The 19,508-nt window shown below is 74.0% G+C and carries 22 protein-coding genes and 1 pseudogene; 11 read left to right on the top strand and 12 right to left on the bottom strand.

The annotated features are described in order from the left end of the window. Nucleotides 1–172 precede the first annotated feature (172 nt). On the top strand, nt 173–517 hold the full coding sequence (locus A4R25_RS08105) for an STAS domain-containing protein (protein ID WP_043324565.1): 345 nt from the start codon (nt 173–175) through the stop codon (nt 515–517). Nucleotides 518–560: 43 nt separating this feature from the next. Then, nucleotides 561–908, top strand: a complete 348-nt coding sequence (locus A4R25_RS08110) for an STAS domain-containing protein (protein WP_231915450.1) — start codon at nt 561–563, stop codon at nt 906–908. Between the two features lie 74 nt (nt 909–982). On the opposite strand, the gene A4R25_RS08115 is transcribed toward A4R25_RS08110, so the two are convergent. Further along, the gene (locus A4R25_RS08115) at nt 983–1,297 is read right to left on the bottom strand and encodes a hypothetical protein (RefSeq protein ID WP_030504313.1); all 315 of its coding nucleotides are present in this window, start codon (nt 1,295–1,297) and stop codon (nt 983–985) included. 183 nt (nt 1,298–1,480) lie between these two features. On the opposite strand from A4R25_RS08115, the gene A4R25_RS08120 reads away from it, so the two are divergent. The 3 genes from A4R25_RS08120 (at nt 1,481) to A4R25_RS08130 (ending at nt 4,434) form a co-directional block, all read left to right on the top strand. Then, nucleotides 1,481–2,452, top strand: a complete 972-nt coding sequence (locus tag A4R25_RS08120) for a DUF2267 domain-containing protein (protein WP_064446167.1) — start codon at nt 1,481–1,483, stop codon at nt 2,450–2,452. A 71-nt stretch (nt 2,453–2,523) separates the two neighbouring features. Beyond that, nucleotides 2,524–3,312, top strand: a complete 789-nt coding sequence (locus A4R25_RS08125) for a spermidine synthase (RefSeq protein WP_197494857.1) — start codon at nt 2,524–2,526, stop codon at nt 3,310–3,312. A 39-nt stretch (nt 3,313–3,351) separates the two neighbouring features. Then, nucleotides 3,352–4,434, top strand: a complete 1,083-nt coding sequence (locus tag A4R25_RS08130; protein WP_064446169.1) for an AI-2E family transporter — start codon at nt 3,352–3,354, stop codon at nt 4,432–4,434. Between the two features lie 25 nt (nt 4,435–4,459). Here A4R25_RS08130 and A4R25_RS08135 read toward each other — a convergent pair whose 3' ends face one another. Beyond that, nucleotides 4,460–5,758: an NAD(P)/FAD-dependent oxidoreductase gene (locus A4R25_RS08135; RefSeq protein WP_064446170.1), complete on the bottom strand. Its 1,299-nt coding sequence runs from the start codon at nt 5,756–5,758 to the stop codon at nt 4,460–4,462. Between the two features lie 92 nt (nt 5,759–5,850). Here A4R25_RS08135 and A4R25_RS08140 point away from each other — a divergent pair, with 92 nt between their 5' ends. Then, entirely contained in the window at nt 5,851–6,045 is a 195-nt protein-coding gene (locus A4R25_RS08140; protein WP_043324577.1) for a hypothetical protein, read from the top strand. On the opposite strand, the gene A4R25_RS08145 is transcribed toward A4R25_RS08140, so the two are convergent. Further along, nucleotides 6,035–6,550: a GNAT family N-acetyltransferase gene (locus A4R25_RS08145; protein WP_231915451.1), complete on the bottom strand. Its 516-nt coding sequence runs from the start codon at nt 6,548–6,550 to the stop codon at nt 6,035–6,037. The two genes, A4R25_RS08140 and A4R25_RS08145, sit on opposite strands and share 11 nt — an antisense overlap. An 827-nt stretch (nt 6,551–7,377) precedes the next feature. Between A4R25_RS08145 and A4R25_RS08150 the strand changes: the two genes are divergently transcribed. Beyond that, nucleotides 7,378–8,034 carry a C39 family peptidase gene (locus A4R25_RS08150; RefSeq protein ID WP_064446171.1) on the top strand — a complete coding sequence of 219 codons (657 nt, stop codon included), beginning with the start codon at nt 7,378–7,380 and terminating at the stop codon, nt 8,032–8,034. A gap of 163 nt (nt 8,035–8,197) precedes the next feature. Continuing rightward, nucleotides 8,198–9,955, top strand: coding sequence for a glycosyltransferase (locus A4R25_RS08155; protein WP_064446172.1), 1,758 nt, complete (start codon nt 8,198–8,200; stop codon nt 9,953–9,955). Here A4R25_RS08155 and A4R25_RS31740 read toward each other — a convergent pair. The 4 genes and pseudogenes from A4R25_RS31740 to A4R25_RS08170 all read right to left on the bottom strand — a co-directional run. After that, nucleotides 9,881–10,081 (bottom strand): annotated as a pseudogene (locus A4R25_RS31740) (DUF6510 family protein); the annotation flags it as partial. The gene A4R25_RS08155 and the pseudogene A4R25_RS31740 sit on opposite strands and share 75 nt — an antisense overlap. Before the next feature lie 17 nt (nt 10,082–10,098). Beyond that, entirely contained in the window at nt 10,099–10,818 is a 720-nt protein-coding gene (locus A4R25_RS08160) for a ferredoxin reductase (protein WP_176722796.1), read from the bottom strand. Nucleotides 10,819–10,858: 40 nt separating this feature from the next. Beyond that, a complete protein-coding gene (locus A4R25_RS08165; protein WP_043324587.1) occupies nt 10,859–11,458 on the bottom strand; it encodes a sulfite oxidase-like oxidoreductase in 600 nt (199 codons plus the stop codon). Between the two features lie 50 nt (nt 11,459–11,508). Further along, complete coding sequence (locus A4R25_RS08170; RefSeq protein ID WP_064446173.1) at nt 11,509–12,543, bottom strand: TerC/Alx family metal homeostasis membrane protein; 1,035 nt, start codon at nt 12,541–12,543, stop codon at nt 11,509–11,511. A 243-nt stretch (nt 12,544–12,786) separates the two neighbouring features. Between A4R25_RS08170 and A4R25_RS08175 the strand changes: the two genes are divergently transcribed. Next, on the top strand, nt 12,787–13,965 hold the full coding sequence (locus tag A4R25_RS08175; RefSeq protein ID WP_043324590.1) for a CaiB/BaiF CoA-transferase family protein: 1,179 nt from the start codon (nt 12,787–12,789) through the stop codon (nt 13,963–13,965). A gap of 10 nt (nt 13,966–13,975) precedes the next feature. On the opposite strand, the gene A4R25_RS08180 is transcribed toward A4R25_RS08175, so the two are convergent. Then, nucleotides 13,976–14,383: a DUF2267 domain-containing protein gene (locus A4R25_RS08180; protein WP_064446174.1), complete on the bottom strand. Its 408-nt coding sequence runs from the start codon at nt 14,381–14,383 to the stop codon at nt 13,976–13,978. A 166-nt stretch (nt 14,384–14,549) separates the two neighbouring features. On the opposite strand from A4R25_RS08180, the gene A4R25_RS08185 reads away from it, so the two are divergent. Continuing rightward, nucleotides 14,550–14,819: a DUF2795 domain-containing protein gene (locus tag A4R25_RS08185; protein WP_030502657.1), complete on the top strand. Its 270-nt coding sequence runs from the start codon at nt 14,550–14,552 to the stop codon at nt 14,817–14,819. A 297-nt stretch (nt 14,820–15,116) separates the two neighbouring features. Here A4R25_RS08185 and A4R25_RS08190 read toward each other — a convergent pair whose 3' ends face one another. The 4 genes from A4R25_RS08190 to A4R25_RS08205 are packed head-to-tail and all read right to left on the bottom strand — an operon-like array spanning nt 15,117 to nt 18,025. Further along, nucleotides 15,117–15,785, bottom strand: a complete 669-nt coding sequence (locus tag A4R25_RS08190; RefSeq protein WP_064446175.1) for a hypothetical protein — start codon at nt 15,783–15,785, stop codon at nt 15,117–15,119. Nucleotides 15,786–15,829: 44 nt separating this feature from the next. Beyond that, nucleotides 15,830–16,801 (bottom strand): pirin family protein, encoded by a 972-nt coding sequence (locus A4R25_RS08195; RefSeq protein WP_064446176.1) that lies wholly within the window; start codon nt 16,799–16,801, stop codon nt 15,830–15,832. Between the two features lie 16 nt (nt 16,802–16,817). After that, nucleotides 16,818–17,645 carry a hypothetical protein gene (locus A4R25_RS08200; protein ID WP_064446515.1) on the bottom strand — a complete coding sequence of 276 codons (828 nt, stop codon included), beginning with the start codon at nt 17,643–17,645 and terminating at the stop codon, nt 16,818–16,820. Between the two features lie 56 nt (nt 17,646–17,701). Beyond that, nucleotides 17,702–18,025 (bottom strand): MazG-like family protein, encoded by a 324-nt coding sequence (locus tag A4R25_RS08205; RefSeq protein WP_043324595.1) that lies wholly within the window; start codon nt 18,023–18,025, stop codon nt 17,702–17,704. Nucleotides 18,026–18,117: 92 nt separating this feature from the next. On the opposite strand from A4R25_RS08205, the gene gdhA reads away from it, so the two are divergent. Then, complete coding sequence (gdhA, locus tag A4R25_RS08210) at nt 18,118–19,449, top strand: NADP-specific glutamate dehydrogenase (protein ID WP_064446516.1); 1,332 nt, start codon at nt 18,118–18,120, stop codon at nt 19,447–19,449. Nucleotides 19,450–19,508: the final 59 nt, after the last annotated feature.

Here is a 19,508-nt window from a genome sequence, read left to right on the forward strand (position 1 = left end):
TATGCCGGTACCGCCACCCAGCCGACGCTGCTGGGGCGGCCCGCGCGCGCCCAGCGGGGCGGTGCCGCTGTTGTTACGATCCAGGCATCCCTGCCCGACCGGCAGCGTGCGGAAAGGCGTGATGGTGGTTCCTCAACGCAGAAGGTCCGAGGCGACCCCGCTGAGCATCTCCGTGGATCGTTCCGACCCTGCCGTCCCGGTGATCGGCGTCGGCGGCGACCTGGCCTACGCCACCGCGGCGCCGCTGCGCGCGGAGGTCGACCGGCTGCTCGCCGGGCGTCCCGCGACGCTCGTGCTCGACTTCGCCGACCTGCTGTTCCTGGACAGCACCGGCCTGTCCGTGATCGTGCACGCCTGGCGGGAGGGGCAGCAGGTCGGCACCCGGATCGAGCTGCGCGCGGTCCCGCGGTTCCTGGAGACCATTCTCGACCTGACCGGCGTCACCGGCCTGCTCGACCGTGCGCCGGTCGACGACCGGACCGGGCCGCCCGCCACGGGTTCGGCCGCCTCCGCGTGACCCCGGGGGTTTCCCGCCGGGGTCCGGCTGGGAACATGGGAGCGTGCCCTCCCAGATGCTGACCATCGAGGTGGACCGGCTCGACGCCGGCGCCGTCCGGGTGCGGCTGGCCGGTGAGCTGGACTACGACACCGCCCCGGAACTGGTCGAGGCCGTTGCGCGGCTTCGCCGCGACGGCTGCCAGGAGGTGGAGCTCGACTTCGGCGGCGTGGTCCTCTGCGACTCCTCCGGGCTGAGCGCGCTCGTGGTGATCCACCGCTCCGGCACCGGCGCGGTCCGGCTGCGCAACACCAATCCGCAGGTACGGCATCTGCTGGACCGCACCGGCCTGGCCGAGCTGCTGGCCGCCCCGCCCCGCGACGTGACCGGCGACGCCCGCGAGGTGGGCTGACCGCGCGGCACGCCGTTGCCGGGAAGGGGTGGCCCCCGGCCCTGGGACCAGGGGCCGGGGGCCGGGAGGATGGCTCAGGCGGCGGGCGCGGCCTGCCGGCGCGGGCCGGTGGTGTGCGGCTCTCCCACGATCGGGGCCTCGGCGTCCTCCGGCGCGCCGGAATCGGGCGTCTGGAACAGGTAACGGACGAAGTCTCCGGTAGCACCGTCGTCGTCCGCGCCCGGCCACTGCCCGACGCAGTCGACGCCGATCACCTCACGCCCGGTGCCGTCGTGGTGCTCCAGCAGCGCCCAGAGGGTCACCGGGTAGCAGCGGGTGACGTCCGGGCCGATCCGCCAGCGGGCGTACCACCCGGGACGGGCGGGGACGATCTCCACGATCCGTTTCATGTCGACCTGCCCTTCCGCGTGCGTCGGAAGTTGTCCGGTCCATCCGATCCTGCCGCCCGCCGGGGTGAGCGCTCCTCACCCGCAGCGAGTGAAGCCTCCGCCGGGCGGGCCTCCCGTTAGCTTCCCGGCAGCGCCGGGAACGCGGTCGGCGCAAGCGCAACCGACCAGGAACGAGGTGCGACGATGCGCAAGCAGATGGAGGGCGACAACCAGCGCCGCCGGGCTCTCGCCCGCGAGGCCCGCGAGCGAGGGCTGCGGCCGAGCCAGACCGGCGCCAGCCTGAGCGCGTCCAAGCAGGTCACCTCGCTGGACCGGCACGACCGGTCCGGCCCGCCGCCGGCCGGACGGCACAAGCCGGACACCACGCGCGGCGGTCCCGCGCCGCCGCCGGTCGCCGTCGCGGAGCAGCAGCGCCCGCTGCCGGACCCGACGCCGTCACCCGGGGTCTCGATGAGCTACCGGGATCTCGTCGACGACGTGAGCCGGCGCGCGGGGGTGGACTTCACCACGGCCAAGGTCGCCGCGGAGGGCACCGTGCTGGCCCTGGCCCAGGCGCTGGACGAGGTGGAACGGGAGCGACTGCTGGAGGCGGTGCCGCTGACCCTGCACGACGTGGTGCCGGTCTACGGCATGGAACCCCGCCGCGACCTGCCCGGGTTCCTGGCCGAGGTCGGCCGCTACAGCCGCCTCACCCCGGAGCAGGCGCGCTACCAGGCCGAGGCGACGCTCGCCGCGCTCAATGAGGCCGACGCGGAGCTGGTCGAGTCGCTGCGCGTACCCGACGAGTTGCGTGACCTGCTCGGGCCGACCGACTTCGGCGGCGGCCTGGTGGGCGCGTCCTCGGCCACCGCGCCACTGACCGAGCCGGAGCTGCGTGACGCGCTCGCGGCGCTGCCCTACTGGTCCAGCGACCGGCGGTCGCTGGTGCGCACGATCGAGTTGCCCGGCGGCAACCTGGACCGGGTGCTCGACCGGCTGGACCAGCTCAAGTCCGAGGCCGGGCGCGCGCCGCAGATCGGGCGGCCGGACCCGGACAACGCCGTGCTGACGGTCCGCACACAGCAGGTCGACGGCGTGACCGCGGCGGACGTCGACCTCGCGCACCGGGTGGACGCGGCAGTCGACGAGGCCGGCGCCGGGATGGCGGCCGGCTGACCCGGCGGCGGAACGGTCCCGGTCCCCCGCGGGCCGGGGCCATCCGTGGCCGGGCGGTACCGTGTCCCGCCGTGGATCACGACGACACCGAGACCCTGGAGATCGTGGTGGACCCGGCCCGCCCGTCCGGGCGCACGCTGCTGGCTGACGGGGTCGAGCAGTCGTACGTGGACGTGGCCGACGCCCGGTACCTGCACTTCGAGTACGTGCGGCGGATCGCCGCCGCGATCGACCTGGCCGCCCCGCGGGGCGCGGCGCTGACGGCGCTGCACCTGGGCGGGGGCGCGCTCACGCTGCCGCGCTGGCTCGCGCGCACCCGGCCCGGTTCCGCGCAGCGGGTGATCGAGCGGGATCCGGGCGTGGTCGAGCTGGTCCGGCGGAAGCTGCCGCCGCTGCCGCCGGAGGTGGTGGTCGCGATCGGTGACGCCCGGGAGGCGGTCACCGAGGCGCCGTCCGGGGCGTACGACGTGGTGGTGGCCGACGTGTACCGGGCGGCCCGGATGCCCCCGCAGGTGGCGGCGGTCGAGTTCGCGGCGCAGGTGGCCCGCGTGCTGCGCCCGGACGGCATCTATCTGATCAACCTCACCGACCTGCCGCCGCTGGCGCACACCCGGGGGCAGGTGGCCACGCTGCGGGCGGTGTTCGCCGACGTCTGCCTGGTGGCCGACCGGCGGATGCTGCGCGGACGGCGGTACGGCAACGTGGTGCTGGCCGCATCGCCCACGCCGGGACGGCTGCCGGCGCGCCGGCTCGCCGCCCGGGCCGCCGCCGATCCGGTGGCCGGAACCGTGCTGCACGACGCGACGCTCGACGCGTTCGCCGCCGGCGCCCTCCCGGTCACCAACGCCGACCTGGGCTGAGCCGGGTTTTCCGGCCCGCGCGGCGGGTAGCCGCGCCGGATGAGCACCGCCGACGACCGGTCCACCGCGCGCCGGACGCTTGTCGTGATCGGGCTGGTCCTCGCCACGGTGGTCGGGCTGGCGCTGGTCTGGGCGACCCGGCGGGTGCTGATGTGGGGTCTGGTGGCGGTGTTCTTCGCGGTCGCGCTGAAACCGCTCGTGGACCGCCTGCAGCGGCGGGTACGCCGCCGCGCGCTGGCCACGCTGCTGGTGTTCCTGGCCGCGTTCGCGCTGTTCGCCGCGGTCGGCGCGCTGATCCTGGTGCCGCTGGTGGACGAGGTGGCCCGCTTCGCCGACCGGTTGCCGGAGCTGGTGCGCGAGGCCCAGGCCGGGCGGGGACCGGTCGGGCGGCTGCTGGATCGCTTCCACCTGCTCCGGTACGCCGAGCCGGGCCAGCTGCGCCGGTTCGGCTCGCGGCTCGGCGACCCGACGGTCGGGGTGGTCCGCAGCGTGGCCCAGGCGGTGACCGCGCTGGTCACGGTGGTGGTGCTGGCGTACCTGATGGTGCTGGAGGCGCCGAAGATCGTCGCCGCGACGCTGCGGCTGGTCGGCGACGGCCCGGCGCGGCGGCTGCGGCGCATCGGCCGTGACTCGTCCCGGATCGTCACCGGCTACCTCAGCGGCAACGTGCTGATCAGCGTGATCTGCGGCGGCCTGACGTTCGTCGTGCTGTTCCTGCTCGGCGTGCCGTTCGCCGCGGTGATCGCGCTGACGGTCGCCGTGGTGGACCTGATCCCGCTGGTCGGCGCCACGCTCGGGGCGATCGCCGCGGCCGGGGCGGGATTCGTGCACTCCCCCACCGCCGGCATCGTGGTGCTCGTCTTCTTCGTGGTCTACCAGCAGGTGGAGAACCATCTGCTGCAGCCGGTCATCATGGCCCGCGCGGTGCGGCTCAACCCGTTGACGGTGCTGGTCAGCCTGCTGCTGGCGGTGGAGCTGGGCGGCCTGGTCGGCGCGCTGCTGGCGATCCCGGCGGCCGGCATCGCGCAGGTGCTGCTGCGCGAGTTCGTGCCGGCCGGGCGGCAGGCCCTGCCGGAGCCAGCCGACGGCGAGCCGGCGCAGCGGCCGCCGGCCGGCGGGTGAGGGCCGGCCGGCGGGTGCGCGGCGCTCAGCGCCGCCGGGCCAGCTCCGGTGACTCGCTCTCCAGCGGCACCGCGTTGGCCGGGACCAGGCCCAGTTGCACGGCGGGGCGGGGCAGCGTCGCGTCGAGCGCCCAGTCCGCGGCGACCCGGGGCCGGTTACCGGGCATGGCGAGCAGGTGGTAGCCGCGGGTGACGGCCTTGGCCGGCAGCCCGGCCAGCGGGACCTTCAGCGGGTTCGCCGCCGCGTCCTTGCCGCCCAGGTCCACCACCCAGCCCAGGTCGTGGTGCTTGTACGACTTGCGCACGCCCTGACCGTAGGAGGCGGCGATGTTGTGCGCGGCCAGCTTGCCCTGCCGCTGGGCGTGCTGCGCGGTCATCGCGCACACCTGCCCGGGGCGGGTCGGATCGGGCACGGCGGCGGCGTCGCCGCAGGCGAACACCTCCGGGAAACCGGGGACATTGAGGAACTCGTCGACCACCAGCCGGCCCTTCTCGGTGCGCAGCCCCAGCTCGGCCACGAACGGGTCGGGGCGTACGCCGACGCACCAGACGAGGCTGCACGTCGGGACGTACTCGCCGTCGGTGAGCATCACCCCGTCCGGGGTGGCCTCGGCGACCGAGGTGTTCATCCGCACGTCCACGCCGCGCTTGCGCAGCACCCGGTCGGCGGTGACCGACATCCGGCGGTCCAGTTCGGGCAGCACCCGGGGCGCGAGGTCGAGCAGCATCCAGCGCGGCCGGACCTTCAGGTGCGGGCGCTGGGCCATCAGCCGGTCGGTGAACAGCTGCCCGTGCGCGGCCACCTCGGTGCCGGTGTAGCCGGCGCCGACCACCACGAACGTGGCGCGGGCCCGCTGCTCGGCCGGGTCGTCGGTCAGCTCGGCCAGCTCGATCTGCCGGACCACGTGATCGTGCAGGTACAGCGCCTCGGGCAGGCCGCGGAAGCCGTGGGCGTACTCGGTCACGCCGGGAATCGGCAACAGCTTGTTGACGCTGCCGACGCTGAGCACGAGCCGGTCGTACGCGAGCTGACCGTGGTCACCCTCGATCGAGCGGTAGCCGACCCACCGGTTCTGCAGGTCGACCCGGTCCGCCTCGCCGACCACCACGCGGACGCCGTCGAGCGTGCCGGCGAGCGGCACGGCGATCCGGGTCGGCTCCACCACGCCGGCCGCCACCTCGGGCAGCAGCGGCAGGTAGAGGAAGTAGTCGGTCGTGTTCAGCAGGACGATCTCGGCCCGGTCGCGGGCCAGTCGGCGCAACGTCTTGGCCGCGTGGTACCCGGCGAACCCGGCCCCCACGATCACCACACGTGGTTTCGTCATGCCTGCTGCCGTTCCCGGGCAGACCTGCGACAAACGTACCCAAGATCCATCCATCAGCGGCTATTTGGACATTCCTCGCGACCGACGCGAGGATGTACCGCCTCCGCCGCGGGGTGCTGCCGGTCGGCGACGTCACCGAGGTGACCGTCGACCTGTCCAAGGACAACGTGTTCTTCGGTGTGCGAGCGGTGGACCGGGCCGGGCACCACAGTCCGGTCGCCTTCCCGAAGCCGGGCAGCTGGGGCTGCTCGGTTCGGCGGTGGCGCGGCTCGGGCGTCAGGCGGTGATCGCCCAGCGTTCGTGGTCGCGCCACGCGCCGTCGATGAACAGGTAGTCCGGGGAGAAGCCCTCCAGCCGGAAGCCGAGCCGACGCGCCAGCCGCTTCGACGGCTCGTTGCCGGGCTGGATGTTCGCCTCCAGCCGGTGCAGCCCCAGCGGCCCGAACGCGTACCCGATCACCAGGCGCACCCCGGCCGAGGCGTGCCCGGTCCCGGCGTACGGGCGGAACGCCGCGTATCCGAGGTAGCCGCCGCGCAGCGCGCCCCGCACGATGCCGCTGATGTTCGCGTACCCGGCGATCTCACCGCTCTCCCGGTCGCAGAACAGGAACCCGGAACTGTCCCGCCGCCGGATCTTGCGTAGGTACGCCGCGTACAGCTGCGTGTCGTCCGGCGCGGACAGCCACGGATGGTGCAGATCACGGCTGCGCCGGGCGGTGGCGACGAACTCCGCCTCGTCGGCGGGGCGGGGGCGGCGGATGGCGACGCGGCCGTCGCTGCGCAGATATCGCACCGTCCCACTCTCGGCCACCGCCCCCACTCCGCCCCACCCGGGTCAGCTCCGCCACCCGCTGTCCTACTCACCGGGAGCGCTGTTCCACCTCTCAGGACCACAAGAGATCTTGGAAGGAACGCGCCCCTACAGGGCCCATTTCGTTCCAAGATCTCGCCCAGCACGAGGTCTCGTCCCGATCGGCAAGACCGCCAATCCGCCCTTCGGACGCGCCCACGCCCACGCGATCTTGCAGTTACCGCCCAAGGCTTGCCTGTTTTGCGAGGTTTGCCGGGGCAATAAGTGCAAGATCGCGCACACATGGTGGATCTTGAGGGCTCTTGAGCTAGCGGACCCGTCGGCGATGTGCGGGCCGGGTCGTTTGGCGGTCGGTGTCCGGTTCGCTGTGTTGCGGGACTGTGGTCGGTGCCACCGTCAGGGTGGAATCGGTGGCGGGCGCGGGGCGTTGTACATGGCTGGCCCCGGGACACCGGGACGAGCGCCGAACATTAGCCGCCCGGCACCCCCGCGCGGATCGCCAGGTCAGGGAATCGGCCCGGCCCGGACGTCGTTACATCCCCGAGCGACGGGCACGCCGCCGTCCCCGGGAATGGCCCCGGTCCCTTCGTGGTTACATCCCCAGACCCACGCCACCGGTCACCCCCCGGCTGGCAGCCACGGTCGGCGGGAATCATCCCCGGCCCGCAGGTCGTTACATCCCCCGAGCCGCGACGAGCAGGCCCCTTACGGGTCGCCCGCGTGCCAGCCCGCTCGACGGGCGCCCCCCAAGACTTTCCCCCTTCGCGGCACCCCCGCCGCGTATCCCCCATTTCAGGGAGGCAACCATCATGGCTACCACTCTGCTGCGCAAGACCGTTCTGACCGCTGCCGGTGTCGTCGCCACCGCCGGTGGGATCGCCGGCCCCGCCGTCGCCGCCCAGGCCACCCCGGCCGAGCGCGCCGCCGCCCAGGTCACCACCGACCGCAAGGGCCACGGCGAGCGGGAACTCGACGTCCGCTACGAAGCCCAGCCCAACTTCTACTTCTGCGGCCCCGCCGCCGCCCGCAACGCGCTGAGCGTGCAGGGCAAGAACATCGACGTACACGCCATGGCCGAGGAGATGGGCACCACCGAAGCCGGCACCAACTCCATCAACGACATCACCCCCGTGCTGAACAAGGAGACCGGTAAGGACGTCTACAAGTCCACCGAGATCCCCGTGGACAAGGCCCGCGACCGCGACAAGGTCGACAAGCTGCGCGCCGACGTGGTCAAGACCGTCGACGACGGCCGTGCCGTGGTGGCCAACATCGCCGGCACCGCGACCGACACCGACGGCAACGCCCACTCCTTCGAGGGTGGCCACTACATCAGCGTGGTGGGCTACCGCGACGGCGGGAAGGTCGTGACGATCGCCGACTCGGCCAACCCCAACCAGGCCTCCTACCGGATGGACGTGGACGAGCTCGCCCGCTGGATCGCCAGCCGCGGCTACAGCTCCTGACCGATGACGAAGGGCCCGACCTCCACCACGGGGTCGGGCCCTTCGGCGTATCCAACGGCTGCCGTCCGGTCACCTCGTCGTCACGCCGGCGTCGTCACCCGGACGGGTCGCTCCACCACGCTGGGTCGCGCCGGATCGCCCGGGCGAGCGCGAAGGAGCAGCAGTGACAGCCGAGGAGGCGACGAACCGCCCCGACGTGAGTGTCGTCGTACCGGTCTACAACACGCTGCGCTACCTGCGGCAGTGCCTCGACTCGCTGCTGCGGCAGACGATCGGTCCGGACCGGATGGAGATCGTGGCGGTGGACGACGGGTCCACCGACGGCAGCGGCCGCCTGCTGGACCGGTACGCCGCGCGGTACCCGGGCACCGTACGGGTGGCGCACCAGCCCAACTCGGGTGGTCCGGCCGCGCCGTGCAACCGGGGACTGGACCTGGCCACCGGCCGGTACGTCTTCTTCGTCGGTTCCGACGACCGGCTCGGCCCGGAGGCCCTCGAACGCCTGGTCGCCGCCGCCGACCGGTACGGCTCGGACGTGGTGCTCGGCAGGGTGGTGGGCGTCAACGGCCGGCACGTCTTCTCCGACGTGTTCGCCGACGGCAACGCGGTCGACGTGAGCCTGTTCGACTCGGCGCTGCCCTGGTCGCTGGCGAACACGAAGCTGTTCCGGCGCGAACTGGTCGACCGGCTGGGGCTGCGCTTCCCGGAGGACATGCCGGTCCTCAGCGACCAGCCGTTCACGCTGGCCGCCTGCTACCACGCCCGGCGGATCTCGGTGCTGGGCGACTACGACTACTACCACGCCGTGCGCCGCCTGGACGCCCGCAACATCACCTACCACAGCCGGGTCGAGCAGCGCCTGGTCAGCGTGGAGCGGCTGTTCGCGTTCGTCGCCGGCCTGATCCCCGCGGGACCGCGCCGGGACGCGGTGCTGTGCCGCCACGTCGGGCTGGAGCTGGCGAACCTGGTCGGCGACGACTTCCGGCACCTGGACCGGGCCACGCAGGAACTGGTGCACAGCAGCGTCGCCCGGCTGGTGCGGCAGCACGTCACTGACGGCGTGCGGGACCGGCTCGGCATCGAGGCCCGGCTGCGGCTGGGCGCGGTGACCGCGGGCGGGGTCGACGAGTTGCTGGCGGTCATCGAGCAGGACACCGGCCTGGGCGTGCCGGCGACGGTCTTCGCCGGGGACCGGTGGCACGCGGGCTATCCGGGCGCCCCGGCCGGCTGGTCGGACGTCACCGACGTACGCGCCGCCTGGCTGGCGCGGCTGGACGCCGTCGACGTGAGCTGGACCGACGGGGACACGCTCACGGTGACCGCGCGCAGCCCGTACCCCCGGTTCGCCGCGGAGGCCGGGCCGGTGCGGCTGCTGGCCGGTGCGGTCGTGGGCGCCACCCGGGTCGACGCCGGCGACCCGACCGGCCGCACGGTCCGCACGGAGTTCCCCCTCGACCGGCTCCTGGCCGCGAGCCGCGCGGGCGGCCGGCGGCATCCGGTACGCGCCGAGGTGGACGGCGGCCACGGGCGCGGCGGGGCCGCGGTGCGCGCGCCCCGGCTCGCCGCCGGGCGGCCCCGCCTGCTGCGGCACGGCGCCCGCCTGTACGCGGTCGCGGCCACCGTCGACAGGCGCAACGGTCAGCTCGTCCTGTCCGTGGTGCCGGTGACCGTCGGGCAGCTCGTCGGGCGGCTGCGCCGGCGCGGCCCAGCCGCCGCACAGACGTCAGCGCGCAGCCCGGCCGCCGCGCAGACGTCAGGGCGCGGCGCGGAAGGCCAGCTCGGCCGGCATGGGCACCTGGAGGTACGTGGTGCCGCGCAGGTCCAGCCAGGCCCGCTGCGGCGCGCGGACCAGGCGCACCATCACTCCGGAACAGGCGGGACATCGCCCGACCAGGCCCGGGGCGTGCGAGTAGACGTGTAGCCCGGCCATCGGGCCGGTCATCCCGCAGGTGTCGCAGCGCCCGGTGGTGGCGCTCAGGTCGACGGCGAACACCTCGCGCAACGGCCCGTCGAGCATGTTGCCATCCAGGTAGGACAGGTCGGTCATCCGCTCTCCTCGGGTCGTCAGCCGGTCGGGCCGAACCGTTCGGTCCGCACGCGCCGGGTCGGGTGGCCCAGCCCCACCAGCAGGTCGGCCACTGTCTCCACGAATCCGGTGGGGCCGCAGACGTAGCAGAGCGGCTCCAGGTCCGGCGGCCAGCCGTGGCTGTTCACGTCGGCGAGGCCGATCCGGTGCGGCTCGCCGCGCCAGCCGTCGGGCGCCGCGCGGGTGTAGACGTACGCGACGTCCAGGCCCTGGTCGTCGCGGGCGCGGCGGCGCAGCTCGTCGGCGTAGATGACGTCGTCCGGGGTGCGCACCGAGTAGACGAGCCGGAACGGGGTGCGGCTGCCGGCGGCCCGGCGCGCGCGGATCATCGCCATCAGCGGCACCACTCCGGATCCGCCGCCCACCAGCAGCACCGGCGCGGTCTCGTCGGTACGCCAGACGAACCAGCCGCCGACCGGCCCGCGCACCTCGATCGGGTCGCCCTCGGCGTAGGTGTCGGTCAGGTACGGCGACACCTCCCCGTCGGGCACCCGCTGCACCGTCACCTCGATCCGCTCACCGTCGGCCGGGCCGGCCAGCGAGTACGACCGGGCCGCCTGGTAGCCGTCCTCGGCGGTCAGGCGCAGGTCGACGTGCTGCCCGGGCAGGTGGCCGGGCCAGCCGGGCACGTCCAGCACCAGCGTCTGCGCGGTGGGCGTCTCGATCCGCCGCTCGACCAGCCGGGCCACCCGCCACATCAGCGGCGCGACGCGGCGGCCCTGCGCCTGCGCGGTCACCTCAGTCGCCCTGGTAGCGCTGCTCGCGCCACGGGTCGCCGTAGTCGTGGTAGCCGGCGGTCTCCCAGAAGCCGGGCCGGTCGTCGACGAGCAGCCGGATGCCGTGCACCCACTTCGCCGACTTCCACAGGTACAGGTGCGGCACGAGCAGCCGCGCCGGGCCGCCGTGTTCGGCCGGCAGCGGCCCCCCGTCGTACGTGTGCACCACCCAGGCCCGCCCGCCGCGCAGGTCGTCCAGCGGCAGGTTGGTGGTGTAGCCGCCGTAGGAGTGCGCCAGCGCGTACCGGGCGGTGGTGTCGACGCCGTCGAGCAGCGTGTCCAGGGAGACGCCCTGCCAGGTGGTGCCGAGCTTGGACCAGCGGGTGACGCAGTGCAGGTCCACCGTCGGCGTGTCCTGCGGCAGGCCCATCATCTCGTCCCAGGACCAGCGGTACTCCGCGCCGGTCTCGCTGGTCAGCACGAACTCCCAGGTGTCGAGCGGCACCCGCGGCGTCGGGCCGGCGGAGAGCACGGGAAAGTCCTCGGTGAGGTACTGCCCCGGCGGCAGGTCGGTCGCGGACGAACGGGGCCGGCCCTGGAAGCCCGGCGAGACGATTCCCACCCGTCAGTCGTACCACCGCCGGCCGTGCCGGGGCAGCGGTTCCCACCGAGTCAGGCGCCGCCTCCGCCCTGCACCTCGTGCACGACGGTGCGCTGGCCGTCGCCGCTGTTGCGGGTGGCCCGGAGGCTGGTGATGGTGACGATCACCAGGACGCCGATGATCACGCCGAGCGAGGCCAGCGTCGGAATCTCCGGCACGCCCTCCCAGATGCCGTGCGCCCAGTGCAGGCCCAGCTTGAGGCCGATGAACGCCAGGATGACGGCCAGGCCGTAGCTGAGGTGCACGAGCCGGCTCAGCGCGGCGTGCAGCACGAAGTAGAGCGCCCGCAGGCCCAGCAGCGCGAAGGCGTTGGTGGCGAAGACCAGGTACGGGTCCTCGGTGATGCCGTAGACGGCGGGCACCGAGTCGACGGCGAACACGATGTCGGTGGCCAGCACCGCGACCACGACGAGCGCGAACGGGGTGAGCGCCCGGCGGCCGTTCTGCCGGATGGTCATCCGGGTGCCGTGGTATTCGTCGACCACCGGCATGACCTTGCGCAGCAGCCGCACCGACCGCATCTTGTTGATGTCGACCTCCTGCTCGTGCCCGCTGAGGGCGTCGCGCAGCAGCTTCACCGCGGTGGCGACGAGGATGAGCGCGAAGAGCAGGAAGGCGAAGTCGAGCGTCTTGAGCGCGGCGGCGCCGAGCGCGATGAACACACCGCGCAGCACCAGGGCGCCCGCGATGCCGTAGAGCAGCACCCGCTGGGCCAGGACGGAGGGCACCGCGAACGCGGCGAGCAGCAGCATGAAGACGAACAGGTTGTCGACCGACAGCGACTTCTCGACCAGGTAGCCGGTGAGGTACTCGATGCCCTGCTGGCTGCCCCAGCGGGACCAGATCCAGGCGCCGAACGCCAGCGGCAGCGCGATGTAGAAGGCCGACCAGCCCAGGGCCTCACGGATGGAGACCTCGTGCGGCTTGCGGGTGACCAGGAAGTCGAGCACCAGCAGCACGAGCACGCCGACGATCGTCACCGCCCACAGCGTGGGCGTGCCGACCGACGACAGTTCGGCCGCAGCCAGCGGGGACAATTCGGGCATGGAACCTCCTCGAACACCGTGTCATGTTCGAGGTCTCCTTCACCCACGTTTCCGTGGGCAACCACCCGGGGCTCGCCTCGGCGGCTTGCCGTACTGACCGGAATGATTTTTGGGAAGTACTCCCCTCGCCTGGACAAGGCTAGGTCACCGCCGGACCGGACGCCAAGTCGGGACACGGATGCTTGCCCTGGTCAACAGACTGGGCGGCGGCTCAGGGCATGGCGCCTGGTCACCGCGGCCCCTATGGTGACGCAGGTGACAGTCCAGGGACCGCTGACCGGCGTACGGGTGATCGAGCTGGCCGGGATCGGCCCCGGGCCGTTCGCGGCGATGATGCTGGCCGACCTCGGCGCCGACGTGGTGCGCATCGACCGGCCCGGCGGCGGCGGGTTCGGCGCGTTCCCGGGCGACCTGCTGAACCGCAACCGCCGCTCGATCGCGGTGGACCTGAAGCAGCCCGCGGGCCGTGACCTGGTGCTGGCGCTCGCCGCCCGGGCCGACGCGCTGGTGGAGGGCTTCCGGCCCGGGGTGACCGAGCGGCTCGGCCTCGGCCCGGACGACTGCCTCACCGCCAACCCGCGCCTGGTGTACGGGCGGATGACCGGCTGGGGGCAGGACGGCCCGCTCGCGCACAGCGCCGGACACGACATCGACTATCTCGCGCTGACCGGGGCGCTGCACGGGGTGGGCCGGGCCGGTGAGCGTCCGGTGCCGCCGATGAACCTGCTCGGCGACTTCGGTGGCGGGGGCATGATGCTGGCCCTGGGCGTGGTCGCGGCGCTGTACGCGGTACGCGGCGGCGCGCCCGGCCAGGTGGTCGACGCCGCCATCGTGGACGGCGTCTCGGTGCTGGCCACCCAGATCCACGCGCTGCGCGGCATCGGGCTGTGGCAGGACCCGCGCGGTGTGAACCTGCTCGACGGCGGCGCGCCCTTCTACGACACGTACGAGTGCGCCGACGGGCGGTACGTGGCGGTCGGCGCGCTGGAGCCGCAGTTCTACGCCGAACTGGTCCGGCTCACCGGTTTTCCGTTGGACGGCGACGACGGCCCGGACAGCGGCGACGCGCTGGACCGGGACGACCCGGCGAACTGGCCGGCGTTGCGGGCCGCCTGGGCGCGGCTGTTCCGCACCCGTACCCGGGACGAGTGGACGCAGCTGCTGGCCGGCACTGACGCCTGCGTGGCGCCGGTGCTCGACTGGGCCGAGGCGCCCGAGCACCCGCACCTGCGCGCCCGGGACACCTTCGTCGCGCCGGACGGGGTCACCCAGCCGGCGCCCGCGCCGCGTTTCTCGGCCACCCCGACAAGTGTGCGGCGCCCGCCGCCGGGGCCGGGCGAGCACACCGACGAGGTCCTCGCCGAGGCGGGGGTGGACGCCGCCCGGATCGCCGCGCTGCGGGCGGACGGTGTGATCGCCTGATCGTGGGCGGTCAGCGCCGGCGCGCGGCGGCCGGGGCGAGCGCCGGTTCCACCATGTCGCGGTAGTCGCGCGGGAACTGGACCACGACGTCCTGGAACTCGCCGCCGCCGATCGCCTCGCGCATCGTGGTGAACACCGCGCGTACGGCGTCGCGGGCGGTGTTCTCGTCGCAGTCCGCCCGGCGGGCGACCCGGGCCACGAACTCCGCCGCGCCGAACCGCTCGGCCGCCTCGTCCCGCGGGTACGGGCTGAGCAGCCCCTGCAGCGGTTTCGGCAGTTGCGCGGCCAGGTCAAGCACCTCGCCACCGGTCAGCCGCTGCGCGAACGTCTCCAGGGTGGCCGCGGTGAGCGTGGCGGCGCGGTCCTCGCTGGTGCCGGTGAGCCGGGCGACCCGGCCCACGAACGTCAGGTAGTGCATCGGTGGTACCCCCTTCGGTGCGCCCAGCGCGGCTACCCGCCCCGGCGCGGCGGAAACGGTTGCGACGGGGCGGCAGGTTTTCCGGTGGCGGCGGGCGTGAGCGGCGGCGCGGCGGGTAACCGCCGCCCGGTCGTGACCCCAACTACTGCCGCGAGGAGCCCGACTGATGGCGAGTTACTCGGATGTCCTGGAGTACCTGTCCGCGCTGGACTACCCGGCCGGGAAGGACGACGTCATCCGCGAGGCGGAGCGGGAGGGCGCGCCGCCGGACGTGTTGCGGGCGTTGCGCGCGCTGCCCCCGGTGGACTACGCCAACGGCACCGAGGTGGCCCGCTCGGCCGGCATCGACGCGGCCCCGGAGGTGAGCCGCTCGCAGCGCGCGGCGCAGGCCCGGGACAACCACCCGCGCGTGTCGCAGCACCTGCGCGGCATCTGAGCACGGCGGGAGAGCCGGCGGGCGACACGGCCGCCGGCCTCTGCGCGTGCGGAAAAGCTGGGCTCCTCTGTGGCCGGTCGCGCAGCCCGGACAGGCGAGCGCCCCGGGTCACGAACCGCGACCTGGGGCGCCACGCAGCACCTGTCCCCCGCGGTTCACGCCCGAACCGGGTCGCGACCGCGAGGCGGTGAGATGTTCGCCCGAACCGGGCGGGCATCGCTGCCACGATCATCATACGACGCAACATCAGCCGAACGGGTGAGATTCGCGGAACTGTGTCCGGGCGCACGTACGCGCTCAGGCGGTCACCTCGGCGTACCGGCGTTCCAGCTCCACTCGCGCCAGCGCTCCGACCAGCCACGACAGTTGTTCCGACTCACCACTGCCGGCCAGCCCGGCGAGGTCACCGGCGGTACGGCCCAGGCCGAGCCGGCGGGCCGCCGCGAGCGCTCGACGGTCGGCCACCGGCGCCGCCTCGCGCCACAGCGCCTGCGCCTCACGCAGGAACAGGTCGCACACCTCGTCGTCCACTCCGGGCAGTGCGGTCAGCAGCCGCCGCTCCCCCGCCGGGTCCTGACGCGCCGCGGTGCGCAGCCGGCGCAGGTCGCCCCGGTACGTGTCGACGACCGTGCGGGCCAGGTCGCCGAGCGTGTCGGCGAGCCCGGCCAGGTCGCCGCGCAGCCCGGCGGCGCGCAGCACGCGTACCCGGTCCTCGTGGCGCGAGCGGGCCATCCGCGCCGCCGTGTCCCACCCGGCGTCCCGCAGCGCCGTGGCCGCGTCGATCGCGCGGTGGAAGTCGCCCCGGCGGGCCAGCAGGACGGACAGGTAGAGGACCTGGAACAGCTGGGCCGGGTTGTTCGTCACCCGGAACCCGAAGCACTCGGCGAACCCGCGGCCGTCCCCGGCGAGCCGGCGGGCGAGCCGCTTCTTGTCCGCGACGTCGCGCGGGGCGGTCTTTGTCGGCATGCCGCCGACTACCCAGGCGACGGCCCGGCATTCGGGTACGACGGTCAGCGGGACACGCCGCCGCTGCGGTCGCGGGCCTTGAGCCGGGTGGTGGGCAGCGCGGGCGCGGGCAGCGGCGGCGCCGCGTCGTCGGCGACCACGCCGAAGCGGCGGCCGGCCATCCAGTCCTCCCGGGCGGCCACCACCTCCTCGTGCGAGCGGCCGACGAAGTTCCACCACATCACCAGCGGCTCGTCGAACGGAGTGCCGCCGAGCAGCAGCAGCCGGGTGCCCGGTTCGGCGCTCAGGGTCAGCGCGCTTCGCCCGAGGCCCAGGTAGAGCAGCGCGCCGGGGGCCAGCGCCACGCCGTCGCAGTCGGCGGCGCCGGACATGGCCAGCAGCGCGTACTCGAAATCGGGGCGCAGCGGCAGCGTGGCCGGCGCCGCGCCGCGGGCCTCGAGCTGCGCGCCGACGAGCGGGGTGTGCACGACCGCGGGCGAGCGTTGCCCGCCGAACTCGCCGACGAGCACCGTGACATCCAGGTCGCCGTCGCGCCGGCGGGGCAGGTCGGCGTGGTGGGCGAAGTCCGGGTCGCCGGCCCGCGCGGGGTCGGGCAGCGCCACCCAGAGTTGTACGCCGTGCATCAGCGGCGGGTGCACCAGCGGGGAGCGCTCGGAGTGCGCGATGCCGCGCCCGGAGGTCATCACGTTGAGCTGGCCGGGGCGGATGGGCTGGACGTTGCCGAGGCTGTCGCGGTGCAGGATCTCGCCGTCGAGCAGCCAGGTGACGGTCTGCAGGCCGGTGTGCGGGTGCGGCGGCACCTCCATGCCGGGCCGGTCGGCGACGTCGTCGGGCCCGAAGTGGTCGACGAAGCACCAGGCGCCGACCATCCGGCGCTGCCGCTGGGGCAGCAGCCGGCGCACCGTGGTGTAGCGGCCGAGGGGGACGTCGTGCCCGGGCAGCAGCACGCTGCCCGGGTCGGTCGGGCCGACGCCGGGCGGGAGCGTCTGCGCGGGCAGGGATTCGGTGCGGTCCACCGCCCCGACTGTACGCTCAGTCCGCCGTGACGCTCACCGCGTTCGCGCCCGCCGCCAGATCGAGGTAGAGCCGTTCGGCCGCCCGGTCCCAGCCCGGTGAGCTGACCAGGTCACCGGCGGCGATCCCGCCGTGCCGCTCGTCGTAGACGGTCAGCGAGCCGGCCCCGGCGGCGACGCGCACCCGCACCGGCGGCCCGCCGGGCACGGTGACGGTCAGCTCGCTGACCCCGCCGGTCATCCGGACGGTGAGCGACCCGTTCAGCCGGGGCAGCAGCAGCCGGGTCCGCGACGCGCCGCCGACCAGGTCGATCCCGGCGAGCCGGGCGTCGCCCAGGTCGAGCCGCTGCTCGCTGACGCCGCCGACGAGCCGTAGCCGCCAGGTGACCCGGGAGTTGAGCACGACGTCCACGGCGGCCGGACCGCGACGGCCGTTCTCCTCGACCCGCAGGCGGACCCGGTCGCCGACCATCTGCGGGCGCGGCGTGACGCCGCCGTCCTCCGGCACGTCGATGCGGTAGAGGTCGTCGCCGAGGTCGGCGGCCCGCAGGGTGAACCTGGTCAGACCGTCGGCCAGCTCGAACTCGGCGCGCTGCCGGCCGCCCCGGGGCTCGGCGAGCGTCTGCGCTCCGGCGGCCTCGGCCGCGCCGACACCTCCGGCGCCGGTGGCGGGCGACGGCGGCGCGCCGCCGGAGAAGACCACGCCGAGGCGGCCCGGGTTGGACAGCGTCACCGCCACGGCCACCCCGCCGAGCACGACCACCAGCGCGGCGGCGGCGGCCAGCAGGCGGGCCGCGCCGGACCAGCGGGGTCGGGTCCGGCCGGGCTCATCCTCGGATGTGGTCATGGTCATCCCCTCTCGCCGGTCCCCAACGGGTCATACGTGTCCGTTTCCCGGTCGGTTCACTCCTTTTCCGTGGCAGCGGTACGGGAGCGCACCTTGTCGGCGCACGTGGTCAGCACGGCGTGGGCGTCCAGGCCGAGGCTCTCGATGGCGACGAGCGCGGTGAACGCCACGTCGGCGAGTTCGGCGGCGACCTCCTCGCGGGTGTGCGTCACCCCCTTGCGCGGGTTCTGCCCGAGCATCCCGATCCAGGCGGCGGCGACCTCGCCGGCCTCCTCGCCGATCTTGAGGATGCGACAGGTCAGCTCGGTGTCGCCGCGGCCGTTCGCGGCGTCCAGCCAGGCGCGCGCGTCCCGCGCCGTTGTCCAGATGGTGGCGTCCACGGCGACCAGTGAACCTGATCGCGCAGACCGTTCGTATCCTGGGGCGACGCAGGCCAGCAGGTCTGCGGCCCAGGCGAGAGGAGGTGCCCGTGATGCCGGAGACCGTCGAGTCGGTGTTCGCCGGCGTGGTCGCCCGGAACCCGGGAGAGCCCGAGTTCCACCAGGCGGTCCGTGAGGTGCTGGAGAGCATCGGTCCGGCCCTGGCCCGGCATCCCGAGTACGCCGAGGTGGTCGAGCGGATCTGCGAGCCCGAGCGGCAGGTCATCTTCCGGGTGCCGTGGGAGGACGACCAGGGCCGGGTGCGGGTGAACCGCGGCTTCCGGGTGGAGTTCAACAGCGCGCTCGGCCCGTTCAAGGGCGGGCTGCGCTTCCACCCGTCGGTCTACCTGGGCATCGTGAAGTTCCTCGGCTTCGAGCAGATCTTCAAGAACGCGCTGACCGGCCTGGCGATCGGCGGCGGCAAGGGCGGCGCGGACTTCGACCCGAAGGGTCGCTCCGACCGCGAGGTGATGCGGTTCTGCCAGAGCTTCATGACCGAGCTGTACCGGCACATCGGCCCGCAGACCGACGTGCCGGCCGGGGACATCGGGGTGGGCGGCCGGGAGATCGGCTACCTGTTCGGGCAGTACAAGCGGATCACCAACCGGTACGACGCGGGCGTGCTCACCGGCAAGGGCCTGGCGTACGGGGGCGCGCAGGTGCGCCGGGAGGCGACCGGGTACGGCGCGGTGTTCTTCGCCGACGAGATGCTCCGCCAGGCCGGGGACAGCCTGGAGGGCAAGCGGGTGGTGGTGTCCGGCTCCGGCAACGTGGCCATCTACGCGATCGAGAAGGTGCACCAGCTCGGCGGCACGGTGGTGGCGTGCTCCGACTCCGGCGGCTACGTGGTCGACGAGAAGGGCATCGACCTGGCGTTGCTGCGGGAGCTGAAGGAGCAGCGCCGGGGACGGCTGGCCGAGTACGCCGGGCACGCCCGCAACGCCGTGGCGGTCCCGGACCGCAACGTCTGGGAGGTGCCCTGCGACCTGGCGCTGCCCTGCGCCACGCAGAACGAGATCGGCGGCGCGGAGGCCGCCGCGCTGGTCGCCGGCGGCTGCGTCGCGGTGGTGGAGGGGGCGAACATGCCCACCACGCCGGAGGCGGTGCGGATCCTCGGCCGGGCCGGGGTGCGGTTCGCGCCGGGCAAGGCGGCCAACGCCGGCGGCGTGGCGGTCAGCGGGCTGGAGATGCAGCAGAACGCCAGCCGCGACACGTGGACGTTCGGCGAGTCGGAGCAGCGGCTGCGCGAGATCATGCGGGACGTGCACGACAGGTGCTGGGCGACCGCCGAGGAGTTCGGCCTGCCGGGCGACTACGTGGCCGGGGCGAACATCCAGGGGTTCCGGCGGGTGGCCGAGGCGATGCTGGCGCACGGCGTGGTGTGAGCGGCACGCGGGACGGGCGCTGACCGAGCGGTCGGTCAGTGATTGACAGCTCTCGACGC

The sequence above is a fragment of the Micromonospora sp. NBRC 110037 genome, from assembly GCF_001652995.1.
GTDB lineage: Bacteria > Actinomycetota > Actinomycetes > Mycobacteriales > Micromonosporaceae > Micromonospora > Micromonospora chalcea.